At 65.3% G+C, this 22,003-nt stretch carries 5 protein-coding genes; 2 read left to right on the forward strand and 3 right to left on the reverse strand.

Going from position 1 to position 22,003, the window contains the following annotated elements; all coding sequences use genetic code 11:
* Together ACO6VD_RS27590 and ACO6VD_RS27595 are read left to right on the forward strand one after the other, a co-directional pair.
* A partial coding sequence (locus ACO6VD_RS27590; protein WP_422422940.1) for an amino acid adenylation domain-containing protein occupies window positions 1-6,549 on the forward strand: 6,549 nt, incomplete at its 5' end.
* A 54-nt stretch (window positions 6,550-6,603) separates the two neighbouring features.
* Complete coding sequence (locus tag ACO6VD_RS27595; protein WP_422422941.1) at window positions 6,604-7,554, forward strand: alpha/beta hydrolase; 951 nt, start codon at window positions 6,604-6,606, stop codon at window positions 7,552-7,554.
* Window positions 7,555-7,779: 225 nt separating this feature from the next.
* On the opposite strand, the gene ACO6VD_RS27600 is transcribed toward ACO6VD_RS27595, so the two are convergent.
* From ACO6VD_RS27600 to ACO6VD_RS27610, 3 genes are all read right to left on the reverse strand, one after another.
* Entirely contained in the window at window positions 7,780-10,317 is a 2,538-nt protein-coding gene (locus tag ACO6VD_RS27600) for a TonB-dependent siderophore receptor (RefSeq protein ID WP_422422942.1), read from the reverse strand.
* A gap of 278 nt (window positions 10,318-10,595) precedes the next feature.
* Window positions 10,596-13,799 (reverse strand): non-ribosomal peptide synthetase, encoded by a 3,204-nt coding sequence (locus ACO6VD_RS27605; protein ID WP_422422943.1) that lies wholly within the window; start codon window positions 13,797-13,799, stop codon window positions 10,596-10,598.
* Window positions 13,796-22,003, reverse strand: an 8,208-nt coding sequence (locus ACO6VD_RS27610; RefSeq protein WP_422422944.1) for an amino acid adenylation domain-containing protein, incomplete at its 5' end; no start/stop codon positions are given. The genes ACO6VD_RS27605 and ACO6VD_RS27610, both read right to left, overlap by 4 nt.

Here is a 22,003-nt window from a genome sequence, read left to right on the forward strand (position 1 = left end):
CAGGCCTACGGCCTGGGCGCCGGCGACACGGTGCTGCAAAAAACGCCGTTCAGCTTCGACGTGTCGGTCTGGGAGTTCTTCTGGCCGCTGATGACCGGCGCCCGCCTGGCCATGGCCGGCCCCGGCGATCACCGTGATCCGCGGCGCCTGGTCGAGCTGATCCACGCCCACCAGGTCACCACTTTGCACTTTGTGCCGTCGATGCTGCAGATGTTCCTGCTCGACGAGCAGGTCGCCAGCTGCACTGGCCTGCGCCGCATCATCTGCAGCGGCGAGGCACTGCCGGTGGAGGCCCAGACCCAGGTGCTGGCCAAGCTGCCCGGCGCTGGCCTGCACAACCTCTATGGCCCGACCGAAGCGGCCATCGACGTCACCCACTGGACCTGCCGCGACGAAGGCCGCGACAGCGTGCCAATCGGCCAGCCGATCGCCAACCTGCAGACCTACGTGCTCGACGCCGAGCTGCAGCCGGTGCCGGTGGGTGTGGTCGGCGAGCTGTACCTGGGCGGCATCGGTTTAGCGCGCGGTTACCACCGTCGCCCGGCGCTGACCGCCGAGCGCTTCGTCACCAGCCCGTTCGGTGACGGCGAGCGCTTGTACCGCACCGGCGACCTGGCCAGCCAGCGCGCGGACGGGGTCATCGACTACCGTGGGCGCATCGACCATCAGGTGAAGATCCGTGGCCTGCGCATCGAGCTGGGCGAGATCGAAGCGCGGCTGATGGAGCAGGACAGCGTGCGCGAGGCCGTGGTCCTGGCCATCGACGGTGCCCTGGTGGCCTACGTGGTGCCCCGCGACTGGGCGCTGGACGCTCAGGAAGCCTTGCGCGAAACCATCCGCGAGCCGCTGCGCCAGGCATTGCCGGACTACATGGTGCCGGCGCAGTTGCTGTTCATCGAGCAGATGCCGTTGAGCCCGAACGGCAAGCTGGAGCGCAAGGCGCTGCCCAAGCCGGACGCCAGCCGCGTACAGAAAGCCTATGTGGCGCCACGCAATGCGCTGGAACAACAGATCGCGGTGATCTGGCAGGATGTGCTGAAGATCGAACGAGTCGGTCTGGCCGACAACTTCTTCGAACTCGGCGGTGATTCGATCATCTCCATCCAGGTGGTCAGCCGCGCCCGTCAGGCCGGCATCCGCTTCAGTCCCAAGGATCTGTTCCAGCATCAGACCGTCAGGGACCTGGCCAGCGTCGCCAGCCTGGACGATGGCCTGCTAGCGATTGATCAGGCCCCCGCCAGCGGCGAAACGCCGTTGCTGCCGATTCAGCGAATGTTCTTCAGCACGGTCAACCAGGAGCGTCACCACTGGAACCAATCGGTGCTGTTACAGCCGAGCCGTCCGCTCCACGCCCAAGCCCTGGAACAAGCGCTGCGGGCTTTGGTGTTGCATCACGACGCCCTGCGTCTGAACTTCGCCGAAGCCGAGGACGGCTGGCGCGCACGCTTCCTTGATGTCCAGGCACAGCTGACGCAATGGCGGGCGACGCCGTTGCTTGAACAGCAGCAAGCGACTCTGGCAACCCTGCCCACCCTGGCCAACCAGACCCAGCGCAGCCTGGACCTGCAGCACGGCCCCCTGTTGCGCGCGGTGCTGCTGACCCTGGAAGACCACAGCCAGCGCCTGCTGCTGGTGATCCATCACCTGGTGGTCGACGGCGTATCCTGGCGGATCCTCTTCGAAGACCTGCAAACGGCCTACAGCCAGGCCCTTGAGCAACAGCCGGTGCAGCTGCCGGCCAGAACCACGTCAGTGCAGACCTGGGCCGAGCGCCTGGAGCAGCTTGCCCACACCGGCAAGCTGCAGCAGGAGCTGGGTTACTGGACCGCGCAACTGGACGGTATCGACACTGACCTACCCGTTGATCATCCAGCGGGCAGCCTGCAAAACAAGCACGCCCGGGGACTGCAACTACGCCTGGACAAGCAGACCACCCGCCGCCTGGTGCAAGAGGCGCCGCTGGCGTACCGCACCCAGATCAATGACCTGCTGCTGACCGCCCTGGCGCGAGTCATTGCGCGCTGGACCACGCGACCCCAGGTCGCGATCCAGCTCGAAGGGCATGGCCGCGAGGACTTGTTCGAGGATGCCGACCTGACCCGTACGGTCGGCTGGTTCACCAGTCTGTTCCCGGTGCTGCTCACGGTTGCCGACGAGCCTGGCGCCAGTCTGTGCGGGATCAAGGAGCAGTTGCGCGCCATTCCTGGCAAGGGCGCGGGCTATGCCGTGCTGCGCCACCTGGGCGACGGCCTGGCCGGGATGCCCGAGCCGCGCATCACCTTCAACTACCTGGGCCAGTTCGACAGCAGCTTCGATGCCGACGAAGGCGCGCTGTTCGCGCCGGCGGCCGAAGGCAGTGGCCAGGAACAGAGCCCGCAGGCGCAACTGGGCAACTGGCTGACGCTCAACGGGCAGATCTTCGACGGTGAACTGAGCATGAGCTGGCTGTTCAGCCAGGCGATGTTTGACGTCGCCACGGTTCAGGCCCTGGCCGATGACTACCAGCGCGAGCTTGAAGCACTGATCGCCCATTGCTGCGATCCGCGCCATCGCGGTTTCACCCCTTCCGACTTCCCCCTGGCCCGCCTCGACCAGGCCCGGCTGCACAGGCTACCCGCCGCTGCCGAGCTGATCGAAGACATCTACCCCCTGTCGCCGATGCAGCAGGGCATGCTGTTCCATACCCTGGAAGCGGGCGAAGCCGGCCTGTACATCAATCAGATGGCGGTCCCGGTCGAGGGGCTGGATGTCGCGCGTTTCACCCGGGCATGGAACACCGTGATCGCCCGGCATGACATCCTGCGCACCGGCTTCTGGAGCGACAGCCAGTTGGCCGAGCCGCTGCAAGTGGTCTACCGTCAGGCGCAGATGCCGGTGACCCTGCTCGACTGGCGCGATCGCCAGGTCGAGCCCCAGGCACTGGTGCAATTGAGCGCGCAGGATTACGCCAAGGGCTTTGATCTGTTGCAGGCGCCGCTGATGCGCCTGACTCTGGTCCAGCTCGACGAGCGCCGGGTACACCTGTTGTGGTCCGGCCATCATATTCTGGTCGATGGCTGGAGCAATTCCCGGCTGCTGGGCGAAGTGCTAGAGGCGTACGATGGCCAACCGTCGACCGCAAGTGCAGGTCGCTACCGCGACTACATCCAGTGGCTGGCGCAACAGCCACAAGCCGTCCTGGAACAGTTCTGGCGTGACCAGCTGTCTGGCTTCGACAGCCCCACTCACCTGGCCAGCAGCCTGGCACCGCGCCCGGACCCGACACTGGAAGGTCATGCGGCCCTGTACCTGGACTGGGACCCGGCACAAACCTCGCGCCTGCGTGACCTGGCCCAAGCCTCTAGAGTCACGCCCAACACGCTGATCCAGGCCACCTGGCTGCTGCTGTTGCAGCGCTACAGCGGCCAGGCCAGCGTCTGCTTCGGCGCCACCGTGGCCGGTCGGCCGGCCAGCCTGGCGGGCGCGGATGAAATGCTCGGGCTGTTCATCAATACGCTGCCGGTCATCCAGCGCCCCGAACCTGCGGCCTTGCTGCAGGACTGGCTGCTCGAACTGCAAGCCTACAACCTCGACATCCGCGACCACGAGCACGCCTCGCTGGCCGACATCCAGCGCTGGGCAGGCCTGGGTGGCCAGGCGCTGTTCGACAGCATCATCGTGTTCGAGAACTACCCGGTTGACCAACGCTTGCGCGAGGCGGGCCAGGGGCAACTGCAATTTGGCGAGGTGCAAGGTCGCGACGTCACCAACTTCGCCATGGACCTGGCAGTCAACCTCGGCACCACCCTGAGTATCGAGTTCCTCTACTTGCGCAATCGCTTCACCGAGGAGGCGGTCGAGCTGATTCGTGCCAGCTTCGAAAGTCTGCTGCTGGCCATGCTCGATGCACCCACGGCGCGGGTCGGCAATCTGACGTTGCTCAGTGCTGCGCAGACGCAACGCCTGCAACACGACAACCAGTTGAACGTCGCCAGCGCTCACCTGCCACTGCTGGCCGAACAACTGCGCCTGCAGGCCGAGGCGCGTCCGCAGGTCACGGCGGTGGTCTGCAATGATCAGCAATTGACCTGGGCCGAGCTTGAATCGCGTGCCAACCGCCTGGCCAATCACCTGATAGCCCAAGGCGTGGGGCCGGAGATGCGTGTGGGCATCGCCCTGGAGCGTTCGCTGGAGGTGGTGGTGGCGTTCTACGCGGTGATGAAGGCTGGCGCCGCCTATGTGCCGCTGGATATCGACTACCCGCAGGATCGCCTGCAATGGATCGTCGAGGATTCAGGCATGGCCCTGATGATCAGCCAGGCCAGCCTGCGTAGCCGTTTCGACTGGCCGGGCGCCGCGCCGATGATTGCGATAGACCAGCTGGCGCTGCAGGCCTTGCCTGCCACCTGCCCGACCCAACGGGCGGGCGGCGACAACCTCGCCTACCTGATCTACACCTCCGGTTCGACCGGCAAGCCCAAGGGCGTGGCCGTGACCCACGAGCCGCTGCGCATGCATTGCCAGGCCATCGCCCAGCGCTACGGGATGACCCGCGAAAGCCGCGAACTGCTGTTTATGTCGTTCGCCTTCGACGGCGCTCAGGAACGCTGGCTGACCACCCTGTCCTGTGGCGGCCAACTGGTGCTGCGCGACAACCGCCTGTGGACGCCGGAAGAAACCTGGCAGGCCCTGCACGCTCACCGGATCAGCGTCGCCTGCTTCCCCCCGGCCTATCTCCAGCAACTGGCAGAGTTCGCCCAAAGCCAGGACCAGCCACCGCCTGCAGTGTCGATCTACTGCTTTGGTGGCGACGCCGTGGCCGAGGCCAATTTCGAGCTGGTCAAACAGGCACTGCGCCCCACCTGGCTGACCAATGGCTACGGTCCGACCGAAACCGTCGTCACCCCGCTGCTGTGGAAGGTTGAAGCCAGCGACCACTGCGACGCGGTCTACGCCCCCATCGGCAGCCGCGTCGGTGAGCGCACCTTGTATGTCCTTGATGATGCGCTAAATCCGCTGCCGCCGGGCATCGCCGGCGAACTGTACATTGGCGGTCAAGGGGTGGCCCGTGGTTATCACCAGCGTCCGGGGCTGACGGCCGAACGCTTTGTCGCCGACCCGTTCCAGGCCGACGGTAGTCGTCTGTACCGCACCGGCGACCTGGTGCGTCAACGCGCAGACGGTACTTTCGACTACCTGGGACGGCTGGACAACCAGGTGAAGATCCGTGGTTTCCGCATAGAACTGGGGGAGATCGAAGCACGTCTGCGGTGTATGCCTCAGGTGCAGGATGCAGTGGTGGTCGCCCGCGAACATAGCAGCGCCAAGCAACTGATCGGCTACGTCGTCGCCGAGGCCGACGAAGCCCTCGGCGAACGCCTGCGCACGGCGCTGCTGGAGGAGCTGCCCGACTACATGGTGCCTGCACAGATTCTGACCCTGGCAAGCTTCCCGCTGAACCCGAACGGCAAGCTCGATCGCAAGGCGCTGCCGGACCCCGACTTCAAGGGTCGCGCTTACGTCGCCCCGCGCAACACGCTGGAGCAGGCGCTGGTGCAGATCTGGCAAGAGGTGCTGGAGGTCGAACAAGTCGGCGTGACCGACAACTTCTTCGAGTTGGGTGGCGACTCCCTGCGTATCCTCAAAGTGCTTTCCAAGGTACGCGGCCGGCCTGAACTCGGCCTGCAGCTGAAGTTGCGCGACCTGATGGGCAAGCCGACGATTGCCGATCTGTCCGGCTACGAAGCCGAGGAACGCAACCTCGATCCGCTGCTGCTGCTCAATGCGCCGGTGCCGGCGCGTGCAGCGCTGTTCTGCCTGCACGCAGGTTTCGGCACGGTGTTCGACTACGAGGCACTGGCGCGCCGCCTGGACGGCCGCTGCAGCGTCTATGGCCTGCAGTGCCGCATGCTGCTGGACGATAACTGGGAGGATGAATCACTCGAAGCCATGGCCATCGACTACGCCCAGTACATCCGCCAGAAACAGCCGCAGGGACCTTATCACCTGCTCGGCTGGTCGCTCGGCGGGCCGCTGGCGACCCTGGTGGCCGAGGAGCTGCTCAAACAGGGCCAGCAGGTCGACTTTGTCGCCCTGGTCGACAGTTTCACCCCTGAGGCCTCCGCGCCACAGGCGGACGGCGACTGTGCCGAGGATTTGCGTGGCTTGTTGTCAGTCGTGTTCGGCGTGGCGCCGTCGGCAGTGCCCCTGCTGGCGGTCAGCGAGGATGCCGACCTGGCGCAGCTGGAACAGCTGATCGAGCACGCTCGCCAGGGCCTCGGCCAGGAAGCGGGCGCCCTGCGCGAGATCGGTTCGGATGAACTTGCCCGCACCTTCCGCACTGGCATGAAGCTCAAGGCCTTGTCTGAACGCCTGGCACAGATGCCGCGCTGCGTCGCCAACAGCCATTGCTGGTGGGCCGGTGACCACGACGTAGCGCACACCGGTGCTTTCGCCGGCAGCCTGCACCATGCGTCCATCGACGCCGACCATTACGCGATCCTCAGCCACCCGCTGTTCATTGAAGGACTGCTGCAGCACTTGCCGCAGTCGCAGCCGGTAACCCTCTGACCTACAGGGCCGCCTTCGCCGGCGGCCCTGCTCTCTCTTCACAAAGGAACTGCAATGCCCCTGGATCCCGATCTCGAAGCGTTTCTGGAGTTGGCCGAACTGGGCCGGCTGACCGGCAAGAGCCAAGCCATGCATGAACTGAGCGTGGCCCAGGCCCGTGCCGAATTCGAAAAGACCTCGGCGATACTCGACCCCTCGCCGCCGGCAACCCTGAGCGTGACCGCGCTCAAGGTTCCGGTGCGCGACGGCCATCAGCTGGATGCGCGTTTGTACCGTCATGCCGCGCTCGCGGCCGGCGCGCCCACCCTGCTCTATTACCATGGCGGTGGCTATGTGGTCGGCAGCCTGGATTCCCACGACTCGATCTGCCGGCGCCTGGCCGCCAGTGGCCGTTATGCGGTATTCGCCCCGGGGTATCGGCTGGCGCCGGAAGCGCCGTTCCCCACAGCGGTGGACGACTCGCTTGACGCTGCCAACTGGCTGGCCGAACGGGCTATCCAACTGGGCCTGAATCCTGAGCGTCTGCTCCTCGCCGGTGACAGTGCCGGTGCCACCTTGGCGACAGTGCTGGCGATTGCCGCCACCGGCGCCGAGCCTGCGCTGAGTTTCAAGCCTGTGGCGCAGCTGCTGTTCTACCCGGTGACCGATATCACCCGGCAACGGCCGTCACACACGCGCTACGCCGAAGGCTACCTGCTGGAAACCCCTACTCTGGAGTGGTTCTACGACCACTACTGCGGGGCCGAGCAGCGCAATGACTGGCGTGTATCTCCGCTGACCGCGCACTTTGCAGCGTTGGCGCCCGCCTACATCAGCGTTGCCGAGTACGACCCGCTGCACGATGAAGGTATTGCCTACGCACAGGCGCTGGAGCATGCCGGTGGCAAGGTGACCCTGGTGCTGCAGGCTGGGTTGACCCATGACTTTTTGCGCATGTCCGGGATCAGCGGGCAGATCGATGGCATTTATCAGGCGCTGGAAGACTGGCTCGAGCAGCATGCCTGATGCCGTTACGGCCGCTGTGCGGCCGATCACCGGCTACCGCAGGATGTAAGCGGATTTACCGGGACGCCGGACCGCCGCGATGGACTGCGCAGCAGTCCCGCCGTTTGGGGCCGTTGCACGGCCCATCGCGGATAAATCCGCTCCTACAGCGATCAAGCGCACAGCGCTGCATGAAAAAGCCGCCTCGAGGGCGGCTGTTTCATTGTGCGTTGGATCACTACGAAATCATTCGAAGGTGCCGCGCAGGGTCAGGGTGAAGTTGCGTGGCTCGCCATAGTAGTTGCCATACTCGGAGGTGCCCACGCTAGAGTAGTACTTGCGATCGAACAGGTTGTTGCCATTGACCGCAACGGTCCAGTTTTCATCAACCTGGTACTCGACCATCGCGTCGTAGACCGCGTAGCCGGACTGGCTGAACTTGTAGGGCTGCGAGTCGATGACATTCCAGTCTTTGTCGAAGCGGTAAGCCTCGCCTTTCACGTAGGTCGGGCTTTGCGCCGTCACGCCACCGCCCACGCGCCAGGCGGAAAAATCACCAGGCAAGGTGTACATGGTCCAGAGCTTGAGCAGGTGCTTGGGGGTGACGGTACTGTAGAGCGTCTCTTCAGTATCGTTGTGGACCTGGTTGTAGGTGTAGCCCGCGAGCACTTCCCAGCCGGGTGCGATCTCGCCAGTGGCCTCCAGGTCGATACCTTTGCTGGTGATCTTGTCCGATGCGAGGTAACAGCACGAGCTGCTGTAGGTTGGCGGTGGATCAGGATAGCCAGGGTCGCGCGCCGCCTGGTGTTCGCGGGTGGTGTAGAACAGCGCGGCGCTGACGTTCAACCGGCCATCGAGCAGCTCACCCTTGATGCCCGTCTCGTAGGTCTTGCCGGTCATCGGTTCGATGGACGACTGGGCGTTTTCCGGCCCCTGCATCTTCTGCGCCTGAGGCTTGAACACTTCGGAATAGCTGACGTAGGTCGACCACTGATCGTTCAGGGCGTAGATCAGGCCACCGTAGGGTACCAGCGTGGTCGGCTCGCGATCCTCGACACTGTCCTGCTGGGTCCACGGACCGGTACCCGCCATCTGACGCGTGGCGTAAGCCTGCTCGAACTTGTAGCGCTGAGCGCGGGCACCGAGCACCAGTTTCAGCGGGTCGGTCAGCTGCAGGCGCAAGGTCGAGTACAGGCCGTACTGCTCACGCTTGTTAGGGTAGTAGTCACGATAGAAATTGTGGTTCGACGCGTCGCTGGTCAACGGCGTTGACTGCGGGTCCCACAGGTCGATCATCCCGCCCTTGCCGAGCATGCCCTGGGCGGCGCGCCAGCGACTGGTGACCTTCTGGTAGTCGGCACCGAACAGCACTTCGTGGCGACGATTGAACGCCTCGAAGCTGCCGGACAGGTTGACGTCGAATACCGACTGCTTGCTCCAGCTCGCCACGTAGCTGCCCCACCAGTAAGGACCGGTGTTGGTGTTCTCGTCCACAGAGCCGTAGGGGATGATCCCTTCAGTGGTGGAGTCGTTGTACGAGTAGGTGTAGGTCGTGTTGAGTTTCCAGTCCTCGTTGAAATAGTGGTCGAGCTTGGCGAACCACTCGCGGGTGTAGCTATCGGACCAGGCCTGGTTGGTGGTGTACCAGGTATGCCGCGGCAGGTGCAGGTCGCCACCGGTGCTGTAGCGTGGCAGGCCGTCACCGGTACCGTTCTCCTTGACCTTGTCGTAGCTGCCACCGAAGGTCAGCATGGTGTCGTCAGTGACGTCCGCTTCCAGCACCCCGTAGAGAAACGGTTTCTCGGTGCTGCGGTTGTCCATGAAGTACTGGCGGTCGGTATAGGCCGCCACCATCCGCCCGCGCAGTTTGCCGTCGAAGGCCAGTGGCCCGGTCAGGTCGACTTCGCTGCGGTAGTTGTCCCAGGAGCCGGCGGAGGTGTTGAGCTTGAGCTGGTAGTGGTCCAGCGGGCGCTTGCGCACCAGGTTGACCACCGCGCCCGGATCGCCGGTGCCGGCCAGCAGGCCGCTGGCACCGCGCAGCACCTCGACGTGGTCGTAGGCGGCCATGTCATAGATGCGATCGCTGTAGAAGGTACCCACGCCGGTACCGATGTCCATCGGCGCAGCACCGTCGATCTGTACGTTGTCGATGCCGAAGCCGCGCGAATAGAACTGCTGGGAGTGGTAGTTGTTGTTGCGCAGGGTGATCCCCGGCGCGCGCTTCATGGCGTCGGGCAGGGTCGTCATGCGCTGGTCTTCGATCATCTGCTGGGTGATGACCGACACTGACTGCGGGGTGTCCTTGAGGCTCACCGGGGTCTTGGAGCCGACGCTGACCAGGCCGGTGGTGTAGGAACCAGAGTTCTCCGTGGCCTCGCCCATACCCTGACCGACGATGCTGGTGCTCCCCAGCTCTACCGCAGCGCCGCTACTCGAAGGGTTACTGATGATCACCGTGTCGCTTTCGATCCGGTACGACAGGCCGGCGCCACGCAGCATGATGTCGAGGGCCGCCTGCGGTTCCATGGTGCCAGAGACCGCTGTTGAGCGCTTGCCGCTGACCAGGCCCGGCTCGAACAGCAATTGCAGGCCGGTCTGCTGACCCAGCTCGGTCAGCGCCTCGCTCAACGGTGCGGACGGAATGTTGACCTGTTTGCTTTCGGCCTGCACCGCGCCGGCCATGCCCAACGCGAGCCCCAGTACCACCGCCGATGCCGACGAACGCCAGCGGGCCCGGTCCCAGATCGAGGGACGCGGCGCAAGCCTTGGCTGATCAGATTTCATGTGTTGAATTACTCCAATGCGCTCTTGTGTTGGACCGCCGCCGACTCTCGGGCCGGCTGATCGTGAGATATGCAAACCATCCCTGGCACACCCTGTCCCGCAGGCAAGCTGACGACACCGGTCGTAGTTGCTCGCTGACTAGACGAAGCCGGGATGAACGAAATTAGGAATATTTATCTTTTGATACGTTTCACAAACGCCGCGCCCCGATCGTCGAGGTCGCGAAGCCCGTCACTGCCCGCAGCAGGACGCCGCGGGCAATGACGGGCGAACGGCTATCAGCTGCCCTGCCCTTGCAGCTGGCGGGCTTTTTCCAACAACCTGGCTTTCTCCTCGGGGCTCATGGCGTCCAGGCGCAAGCGCGCTTGCGCGAGCTTCTCCAGCTGACCGGGCGCCGTTTCCTGCAGGCGCAATACCTGCGCCAAAGCCGCGGCGCTGGGGTTGTCGAAGACCACACCGGGATGCACCTCACACTGCAGCAGCTTGCGAATACCGGCGACCAGTTTGATCACCAGCAACGAGTGGCCACCCGCCGCGAAAAAGTCCTGCTCGACGCTCAGCCGCGTCACGCCCAGTAACTGCGCCATGCGCTCGGCCAATACCGTCTCAAGACCATCGCGCGGTGCGACATACACCTGCTGCGCGGCGCTGAGGTCCAGCTTGCCCAGGGCCTGACGGTCGATCTTGCCATTGCCCAGGCGCGGCATCACCGCCAGCAGCTGAACCTGACGCGGCACCATCACCGCCGGCAAGCGCTGGCCCAATTGCGCCTTGAGTGCTGCCGCCCAATCCGCTACCGCCTCTCCGCGCGCGGTAACGAAGGCCACGGGTTCTTGCTGGGCATCGAGCACCACCGCCACTTCGCTGACGTTGTCGAGCGCCGCCAGCTCGGCCTCGATCTCTGCCAGCTCGACACGAAAACCGCGCAATTTTACCTGCTGGTCGGCCCTGCCGTGCAACTGAATACCACCCTCGGGGCGATAGCGCGCCAGGTCACCGGTGCGGTAGATCCGTGCGCCCGGCAGCAGCGGATGATCGATGAACACCTCGGCTTGCTGTTGCGGATTGTTCAGGTAACCACGGGCGAGCTGCTCGCCAGCAATGTACAGCTCACCCAGTTCGCCACTCGCCACCAGTTGACGTTGCGCGTTGAGCACCCAGACCTGATTGTTGCCCAGCACCTGGGTCAACGGCACGACTGCGGCATCCAGGTCCTGCGCGCTGATCGGGTGAATCATCACCCCGACCGTGGCTTCGCTCGGGCCATAGTGGTTGAACAGACGGATATCCGCGCGGATGTGCAGAATGCGCTCGACCAGCGCCGGCGCCACGGCTTCGCCGCCCAGCACCAGGGTAGCCGGCAGCACTGCAGCCTCGCTGTCGATCAGTGCCGCCAAGTGCGACGGGACGATCTTCAGGCAATCGATGCCTTGCTCGGCAATGAAACGGGCAAACGCCTGGCCGTCCTGCACCGTTGCTTCATCGGCCAGATGCAGCGCTGCGCCGTTGTACAGGGCGCCAAACACCGCAGTGTGGCCCAGATCGGCGACGACACTGGAGCTGAAGGCAAACCGGCGGCAACGTTCCAGGCCCAGCGCGGCACTGGCCGAGGCGACGTAGTTGAACAGCGCCCGATGCTCGATGCTGACGGCCTTGGGTGTGCCGGTGGAGCCGGAGGTAAACAGTACATAGGCGACATCGCTGCCCACCGGCGCCGGGTGATCGGCCTGGGGCGGTGCCTGTCCGGTAAGGTCGAGCTGTTCGAGGTCGAGCTCCGGCAGTGCCAGTTCCGCTATTGCTGGCAAACCTTGGGTAACCAGCAGCGAGGCATCTGCCTGAGCGACCAGCAGCGCCAGGCGTGCCGCTGGCCATTGTGGGTCCAGCGGCAGCCAGGCCGCGCCGAGTCGCCAGGCCGCCAATGCCGCGACCAGCCACTCGGCCGAACGCGGCAGGGCCAGCGCCACCCGCTGTCCGGCCGCCAGGCCTTGACGGCTCATGGCGGCGGCCAGGTGCTGGACGCGCTGCTCCAGCTGCGCGTAGCTGAGGGTCTGGCCGTCACTCACCAGGGCCGGTGCGTCGGGAGTTACCGAGGCCCACTCGGCAATGCGCTGAGCCAGGGTCAGGCCCGGATCGATCGGCTGCGGCACCGGGTTGAGTGCCTGCAAACGCTCGCGCTCCAGCGCGCCGAGCAACGGCAACTCGCCGACCGGGCGCGAAGGCGCCTCGCTGATGCCCTGCAGCAGAACCTGGTATTGCTCCAGCAGGCCGGACATAGCCACGCTGGCGTAATGCGCAGTCTGGAATGCCAGGCTCAATACCTGTGGCGAGCCCTGAGCATCAGTGCCCACCTGCAAGGCCAGTTCGAACCCGGCATCGAGCGACGCGGCGACGCGGGCCGACCACTGCCCGCCTTTGAGCTGCGCGTCAGGCAACAGGCGACGCAATGCGAATCCGTAGCCTGGCTGCACAGTTCGGCCTTCGGCGCTCCAGTATTCCTGCCAGGTGCGGTGCTGTTCGAGGACTTGCGCAAAGTGCGCCAGGCACTGGTCGAACGGCACGGCCGGATCCAGCGCCAGGTGCAGCGGCAGGGTCTTTTCGAACAGCCCCAGGGTCTGGTCGAAGAATTCGTAGTCGGCACGTCCGTCATGACGCCAACCGGCGAGGAAGGATGAACGTCCGCTCAAGCGTGCCAGCAGCAGCCACCAGGCGGCCTGCAACACCGCGTCCACAGCCACGCCGCCGTGTTCTGCTACCTGTTCCAGGCCCTGGCGCAATGCCGCCGGCAACGCGGCTTCAACCTGTGCGACCGACGCCAGCGCAGCACCTTTGCGCCGATAAGGCAACAGTGGTTGCACCAGCGCTTGGCTACCGACATGGGCTTGCCAGTACTGCGCAGCCTGGCCGGCATCTTCGTCGCGAACCACTTCGCCACGCCATTCCAGGTACTGGCTGAACTGGCCCAGCTCATCGTCCGCACCACTGGCGCCTTGCGTGTAGGCCTGCTGCAGTTGTTCAAGGAACAACGGCAGGCTGCCGGCATCCACCAAGCCGCGGGCCAGCGCCAGGCTCAGACGCCAGTGGCCCTCCTCCAGGCGCTGCAACAATGCCCGGGCGAAACCGCCCTGCTCAAGTTGCAGCGGACGTTGCAGCCATTGTTCCTGGCGTTGCGCGGCAGTGTCGGCGTCGACCGCGTCCGGGTGAACATCCATGTTCAGCCGCGCCGGGCCTGCGCCCGGGAACTGGCGCAGGCCGTGATAACCGGCCACCGCCTGCAGGCCACTGGTCAGCACTTCCTGGCGCACAGCCAGGTCATTCAGCGCCGCTTGCAGCGCGGCAAGATCGAGCACGCCGCAGATGTCCACCTGCAGCACATGGGCCTGCTGTTTCCAGCTTGCACTGGACTGCACCGCAGCCGCCCATTGCTGTTGCTCGGCAAGCAGCGCCAGGCCGCTGCCGAGCTGCTTCAGATTGATGTCACTCATGCGTCAGCCTCTTGGGTAATGGTTTCGCCGCGCAACGTCGGTTGCGCCGCCTCCAGGCTGCGCCGTTCGATCATCTCGCCCATGGCGACGACAATCTTGCGCGGCCCTTCGAAAGGATCGCGGGCATGGGCGGCGAGCATGTTGTCCAGCAGGATCACATCGCCCTTGCGCCAGTCGAAGCGCACCGCACATTCCTCGTACAGGTCGCCGATCAATTGCATGACCTCGTCTTCGATCGGCGAACCATCGCCGTAATAGACATGCCGGGGCATGCGCTCGATACCGAACAACGCCAGCAGGTCCTCGCGCACGTCCGGGTCGAGGCAATAGATGTGGTGCAGCTGCACCTGATTGAAGAAGGTCTTCTCGCCAGTCAGCGGGTGACGAATGATCGCCGGGCACGGGGTACGGATCTGCAATTCGTCGTTGTCGAGCCAGGTCCACTGGATGCCGGCGGCCTGGCAACGGGCTTCCACCTGCGCGCGGTCATCGGTCTTGAAAAAATGCTGCCAGGACACGTCGAGCTTGTCGGCGAAGGTCCTGACATACAGCAGACCCTTCTGCTCCAGGGTCTCGCGCAACGCTTCGGGCAGGCGCAGGTACATCTGCCGGCAATCGACCACTGGCGTGGCACCGCCCACCGGTGATGGCTGCTCGCAAAAGAACAGCTGCTTGCGCGGCCAGGTGTCCTGGTGCGAGCTTTCGTTGTGGAAAAGAATCATCTTCTTCTCCGGGTACGGCGTGGAGCGGTAGGTATTCTTGCCGCCCTCCTTCTTCGGCAGGTCGCCGTACTGACCGTAGAGCCCCGGTTGCACGGCTTCGGCAAAGGCTTCGAAGGCATGGATGTCGTGCATGGCAAAGCCGCGTAAAAGAATACCGGCATGGCGCGAGAGCTTCTCTTCCAGCCACGGGCGGTTATGGTTGACCCAGGCCACCAGATCCAGGCCGGGATCGTTCGGCTCCACCAGCAACGGGAACACCTGCGGCGGCGCCAGCAACGATTCGCGCACTGCGCCACTGCCCGCCGCGGGTGCAGCGGCCTTGGGCTTTTTCAGGAACTTGCCGAGCTTGTCGGCCTTGGGGCCGGCAGCGGGCGCCGGTACAGCCGCGACGGCGGTATCGGTGATCATAGTGATGTCTCCTAGTCTGATATCCGGCTCACACACAATCTGTTCGAGCATGCTCGTCCAGGCCTTGGCCAGCTGGCTGATACGTTCCGGTTTGAACAGCGCGCTAGCGAACTGCCAGGTGCCGCGCAGGCCCTCTGCGTCCTGATCGAGGAACAGCGCCATGTCGAATTTCGAGTAACTCGCCAACGCTGGCAGCACCTCGACCTTGAGCCCGTCCAGGCTGCTGTCGCGCACCGGCAGGTTGTTCATCACGAACAGCACCTGCACCAGCGGATTGACCCCGCGCTGGCGGCTGACCCCGGACGCTTCGACGATCATGTCGAACGGCAGGTCCTGATGCTCGAAGGCGCTCAGGGCGGTATCGCGGGCAATGCCCAGGTAGTGGCTGAAGGTCTGCTGCGCGCTGTAGCGCGAACGCAGCGGCAGGATGTTGACGAAGAAGCCGATCAGCCGCTCCAGCTCGGGCTGCTGGCGCCCGGCGACGTCGGCACCGACCAGCAGGTCGTCGCTGGCGCTGACGCGGTGCAGCAACACCTGGAAGCTCGCCAGCAAGGTGGTGTAGAGGGTGGCGTTGGCCTTGCCGGCAAGCGCTTTGAGGCGCTGCACCAACCCGGCATCGAGGTGGAACTGCAGGTCGCTGCCGGCCGTGGACGCCGCGCTGGTGCGCGGGTAATCGGTCGGCAACGGCAGGTGCCCGTTGCTGCCGGCCAGGGTGCGCTGCCAGTAGTCCGCCTGCGCCGCCAGGGCACCGCTGCGTTCGAGCGCCTGCTGCCAGTGCGCATAGTCGCTGTACTGCAGCGACAGCGCCGGCAACAGCGGCGCTTTGCCCGCCTGCAGCAGGCCGTAGAGTTCGACCAGTTCGTTGACCAGCACCGACATCGACCAGCCATCCGAGATGATGTGGTGCATCGCGTACAACACCACATGTTCGTTGGCGTTCAGGCGCAGCACGCGGCCACGCAGCAGCGGTGCATTGAGCAGGCTGATCGGGGTGCTGGCATTGTCCAGCACTGCCTGCGCCACCTGGGTTTCCTGCTCGGCACGGCTCAGGGTAGACAGGTCGAGCAGCGGCAAGTCCAGCGTCACCGTCGGCGATACCACGGCCAGCGGATCGCCTTCGTCATCGCTGACATAGGCCGTGCGCAACACCTGATGACGGCGCATCACTTCGGCCAGGCTGGCGCGCAACAACGGCACCTGCAATTCGCCGTGCAAGCGCAAGGCCAGCGGCATGCCATAGGCACCGCTGCCACCGGACAATTGCTCGACCACCCACAAACGCCGCTGGGCCAGCGATAGCGGCGCCTCAGGCTGCTCACCGTGGACGATCAATGCGGGGCGCTCGGGCACCGCCGGTTCTGCCGAACGCGCCTGCAACAACTGGGCGAAGGTCTCCAGGCGAGGATGATCGAACAGGTCACGCAAACCGACCCGTACCGCCAGCAGCTCCTGCAAGCGCGACACCACCTGGGTGGCCAGCAACGAGTGCCCGCCGAGTTCGAAGAAATGATCGGCCAAACCGACACGCTCAACGTCCAGTACCTGCTGCCAGACCTCGGCAAGCTGTTGTTCGAGCGCGCTACGCGGCGCCTGGAACGCGGCGCTGGCGGGCTGCTGGTCAGCGGCCGGCAGTGCTTTGCGGTCGAGCTTGCCGTTGGGCGTCAGCGGCAGGCGCGGCAGGAACAGGACAAACGCCGGCACCATATAGCCGGGCAGTTGCTCGCCCAGGCGTGCCTTGATCTGCGCCCGCAGGCTGGCCTGGACTGCCGCTTCTTCGCTGTGCTCATGGGCCGCGACATAGGCAACCAGCTGCGGGCTGCCTTGATGCTCGACGGCCAACACCGCAGCCTCACGCACCGGCGCCAGCGCCAGCAGGCGCGCCTCGATCTCGCCCAGCTCGATACGGAAACCGCGGATCTTCACCTGATGGTCGATACGCCCCAGGTACTCGATGACGCCATCGGGACGATAACGGGTCAGGTCGCTGGTGCGGTACAGCCGCTCGCCCGCCGTGGAGAACGGGTTAGGCACGAAGCGCTCGGCTGTCAGCGCCGCACGCCCGAGGTAACCGCGAGTCAGACCGGCACCCGACAGGTACAGCTCGGCGGCCACACCCAGCGGCGCGGGCTGCAGGCTGGCGTCGAGCAGGTAGCTGGCGGTGCCCGGCAACGGTCGGCCAATACTGGCTTTGGCGCCGGGCTCGCGGCGGGTCCAGGTGGAATAGGTGGTGTCTTCGGAAGGACCATAAAGGTCATTGACCTGGACCACACCCGGCAACTGGTAGAGCTGCTCGACCAGTGCCTGCTTCAACGGTTCGCCCGCGAGGTTGATGATGCGCACGCTGGCAGGAATCTGCCCGGCGCGCAGCAAGGCGGCGATGGCCGATGGCACGGTGTTGATCAGGCGCACCTGATCATGCGCAGGCAACTCTGGCAGCGCCAGGGCGTTACGCGCCAGCACCAGCGAGCCGCCGCTGGCGAGGGTGACGAAGATTTCCCAGACCGACAGGTCGAAGCACACCGAGGTCGAGGCCAGCACCCCTTGCATGTCCTCACGGCTGTAGACCTGTTGCGACCAGCCGACCAGGGCCTGGACGTTGCGGTGGGTGATGGCCACGCCCTTCGGCAGGCCGGTGGACCCCGAGGTGTAGATCACGTAAGCGAGGTTGTCGGGGTGGCAGCGCAGTGGCGGTGCGCTGTCGGGCTGGTCGATGCTCGACGCGGCGCCCGGCTGCAGCAGGATGACCTGAGTGCTCGCGCCCGGTGTCAGTCCTTGCAGCACCGAGGCCTGAGTGATCAGCACCTGGGCGCAACTGTCCTCCAACATGTAGGCCAGGCGTTCGGCCGGGTAATCCGGGTCCAGCGGCACGTAGGCGCCACCGGCCTTGAGCACGGCAAGCAAGGCGACAATCAGCTCGCTGGAGCGCTGCAGGGCAATACCGACGCGGACCTCGGCGCCGACGCCAAGGCTGATCAACTGATGCGCCAGGCGGTTGGCCTGCTGGTCGAGCTGGCGGTAGCTCAGGCGCTGCTGCTGATCGATCAGCGCCAGTTGCTCCGGGTTGGCTTGTACCTGACGGGCGATCAGTTCATGGATACATGCACCCTGCGCCATCGGCGCCGGGCAGGCGTTCCAGTCGTGCAACAGGCGCTGGCGTTCACCGGCATCGAGCATCCCCAGCTCGGCCACTGTTGCGGGTGCTGCCAACATGCCCAGCAGCAGCTCCAGCAAATGCGCGCCGAAACGCTGCACCTGCTCCGCGGCGAAATGCTCGCGGGCGTACTGGAACTGCAGGGTCAGGCTGTCTTCGACTGCAACCAGCAGGGTCAGCGGGAAGCTGGTCTGCTCCCGCGTCTGTACGCCGGTAAAGCGCAGCCCTTGCGGGGCGCCTTCCTGCAACGCTTCAGCGACCGGGTAGTTCTCGAACACCAACAACGAGTCGAACAACCCTTCGCCGCCCTGCCCCGCCCAGCGCTGAATGTCGAACAGCGGCGTGTGCTCGTGGTCGCGCAGCGCCAGGTTCTGCGCCTGCAGGTTCTGCAGTACCTGCGCCAGCGATTGCTCGGCAGCGAGGCTGACCACCACCGGCAGGGTATTGATGAACAGGCCGATCTGCGCCTCGATGGCCGGCAGCGGTGCCGAGCGGCCCGCCACGGTGGCGCCGAAAGCGACCGTCGATTGTCCGGTGTAGCGCTGCAACAGCAAGGCCCAGGCCGCCTGGATCAGCGTGTTCAAGGTGACCTTGTGCTGGCCGGCGAAGGCTTTCAGGCGCTGGGTGCTGGCTGCATCGAGCAGCTGCTTGAACTCGGCGTGCCCGCTTTGCCCCTGCGGGCTGTCGGCCAGCACGGTAGCGAGCCGCGTCGGCGCGTCCAGGTGCTGTACCTGAGCCTTCCAGAAGCGCTCGTCGGCCAACGGGTCTTGCTGATTGAGCCAGGCGATGTAATCGCGGTAGCGCCCCGGCTGGTCTACCACGGCAACACCGCTGTAGCGCTGCAGGACTTCAGCGAGCAGCTGGGCATTGCTCCAGCCGTCCATGAGGATGTGGTGGCTGGTGTAGATCAGCTGGTAGCGCTGATCATCCAGGCGCAGCAGCTGCAACGCCAGCAACGGCGCCCGCTCCAGGGCAAAGCCGGTCGTGCGCTGCTGCGCCGCCAGGGACTCGATGGCCGCCGTCTGATCGGGTCGGCTGCGCCAGTCTTCGTCGCTGAACGGCACCTGCACGTCGCGCTGCACCACTTGCAGCGGCTGGCTCAGGTTGCCACCGCTGAGGAAGGCCGTGCGCAGAATGTCGTGGGCGTCCACGGTCGCCTGCCAGGCGTCGCGGAAACGCTGCGGGTCGAGCCCTTCGACGCAGACCGACATCTGGTTGATGTACTCACCCTGCGCCTGGGCATAAAGGCTGTGGAACAGCATGCCCTGCTGCATCGGCGACAACGGATACAGGTCCTGCACCTGCCGCGGGTTGAGGCCGAGTTGATCCAGGCGCTGCTGGTCGAGGTTGGCCAGCGCCACGTCGGACGGGGTCAGTGCGCCATTGCTGGTGCTGCAGCAATGCTCGATCAGTTCGGCCAGGGCCTGGGCATAGGTATCGGCGAGAGCCTGGACCGTGGCCTCATCGAACATCTGCGCACTGAACTGCCAGTCCACCAGCAGTTCGCCGCCGTACACCTGGCCATTGAGGGTCAGCCAGTTGGGCAGCGGCGCCGCTTCGTCCTGTTCCTGCCCACGCGGCTGTGCACTGGGCACAAACAGACCATCGGCCCGGGCGAAACCGGCGTCGAGCTGGCCAAGGTAGTTGAAGGTAATACGTGGCGGCGCCAGCTGCGCGAGGGCTTCGCGCGAGGCGCTGCTGCCGAGGTAGCGCAAGGCGCCGTAGCCCATGCCCTGATCAGGCACCGCTCGCAGTTGTTCCTTGATCTGCTTGATCGATGCGGCCAGGTCCTCGGCCGGGGTCAGCTTGAGCGGATAGAAGCTGGTGAACCAGCCGACGCTGCGGGTCAGGTCGAGCGGCTGCGACAACGGCTCGCGGCCATGCCCTTCCATCAGCACTGCGACTGACTCATGGCCGCTCCACGACGCGATGACGCGTGCCAGGGCGGTTAACAACAGGTCATTGACGCGGGTGCGATAGGTAACGGGCGCTTCCTGCAACAAGCGCCGAGTGAAGTGCGCATCGAGACGAGTCTGCACGTGACGGGCATCGCGGTTGAGCAGGCGCGCCGACAGACGCTTGCACGGCAGCTCACCCGCTACCGTCTGGGCCTGCCAGAACGGCAACTGACGCTCCAGCGCCGGGCTGTTGGCATCTGCCTGCAACTGCCTGGCCCAGGCCTGGACCGAATGGGTCTTGGCCGGCAAACGCGGCGCCTGCCCGGCCAGCACCTGCTGGTACGCCGACTGCAGGTCTTCGAGCAAAATGCGCCAGGACACGCCGTCCACGGCCAGGTGGTGGATCACCAGCAACAGGCGCTGGCTACCATCGGCCAGGGTCGCCAGCAAGGCGCGCAGCAAAGGCCCCTGCTGCAGATCTAGGCTGCGCTGCACGTGGTCGGCTGCGGCTTGCAGTTGCGTGTCGTCGGCTACTGTCAGTTTCCACAGCAGCGCATGACTGTCGTCAGTCTCGGCGAACTGCGCGCTCCAGCCCTGGGGTTGGTGCATAAAACGTAGGCGCAAGGCGTCATGGTGACCAACGATACTGCCCAGGGCCTGCTCCAGCGCTTCGACCTGCAAGGGCTGACGCACTGCCAGCAACAGCGACTGGTTCCAGTGATGGCGGTTGTCGCTCAGGGTGTCGAAGAACCACTGCTGGAACGGCAACAACAGCGCCTCACCGCGCACCGGGCCTTGATCGATGGCCTGCGCAGCCTCACCGACTTCGGCCACTGCCGCCAGGCGCTGCACGGTCTGATGCTGGAACAGGTCTTTGGGGCTGAAGCGAATGCCGGCCTGACGGGCGCGGCTGACCACCTGGATGGAGATGATCGAATCACCGCCGAGTTCGAAGAAGTTGTCGGCCAGACCGACTCGTTCGATCTTCAGCACATCCTGCCAGATCACCGCGATCTGTTGTTCCAGCGCATTGCGTGGCGCCACATAGGCTTTCTGTACGCGGCTGGCGTCCGGCTTGGGCAGCGCCTTGCGCTCCAGCTTGCCGTTCGGGCTCAACGGCATCTGCTCGATGAACAGCAACTGCGCCGGCACCATGTAGTCCGGCAATGCCTGGCGCAGCGGCTCGCGGATGGTTTCGCGCAAGGCTTCCTGAGCGTCCAGCGCCCAGTCGCGGGGCACCACGTAGGCCACCAGGGCACCGTCGATGGCCAGGACCACGGCCTCGCGCACGCTGTCCTGCTCCATCAGCCGCGCTTCGATCTCGCCCAGCTCGATGCGCAGGCCACGGATCTTCACCTGATGGTCGATGCGCCCACGGTAGTCGATGACCCCGTCCGCGCGCTGGCTGGCCAGGTCGCCGGTGCGGTACAAGCGCTCGCCGTCACCGAACGGGCTGGTGACGAAGCGCTCGGCGGTCAGCGCCGGGCGACGGTGGTAACCGCGCGCTAAACCGATGCCGCCCAGGTACAGCTCGCCGACCACACCCACCGGCACCGGCTGCAGCTCGGCGTCGAGCACGTAGGTCTGCAGGTTGGCGATCGGCTGGCCGATTGGCACGCTGTCGCGGCCTTCGTCGCGGCAGGTCCAGTGGGTGACGTCGATGGCCGCTTCGGTCGGGCCATAGAGGTTGTGCAGGCCAGCGCCGGGCAGCTTGGCCAGCACCTGGGTCTGGGCCTCCACCGGCAGTGCCTCGCCGCTGCAGATGATGCGGCGCAGGCCAGTGCAGCTGGCGACCTGCTCGTCGAGCAGGAACATCTGCAGCATCGACGGCACAAAGTGCAAAGTGGTGACCTGGTGGGCGTGGATCAGCTCGACCAGGCGCCGCGGATCACGGTGATCGCCGGGGCCGGCCATGGCCAGGCGGGCGCCGGTCATCAGCGGCCAGAAGAACTCCCAGACCGACACGTCGAAGCTGAACGGCGTTTTTTGCAGCACCGTGTCGCCGGCGCCCAGGCCGTAGGCCTG

The organism is Pseudomonas sp. GZD-222 (assembly GCF_049310525.1).
In the GTDB taxonomy this organism is placed as follows: Bacteria; Pseudomonadota; Gammaproteobacteria; order Pseudomonadales; family Pseudomonadaceae; genus Aquipseudomonas.

Excerpts from the sequence above, each read along its gene's own strand:
- ACO6VD_RS27595 (WP_422422941.1), top strand. The coding sequence starts at position 6,604 with ATGCCCCTGGATCCCGATCTCGAAGCGTTTCTGGAGTTGGCCGAACTG.
- ACO6VD_RS27600 (WP_422422942.1), bottom strand. The coding sequence starts at position 10,317 with ATGAAATCTGATCAGCCAAGGCTTGCGCCGCGTCCCTCGATCTGGGAC.
- ACO6VD_RS27605 (WP_422422943.1), bottom strand. The coding sequence starts at position 13,799 with ATGAGTGACATCAATCTGAAGCAGCTCGGCAGCGGCCTGGCGCTGCTT.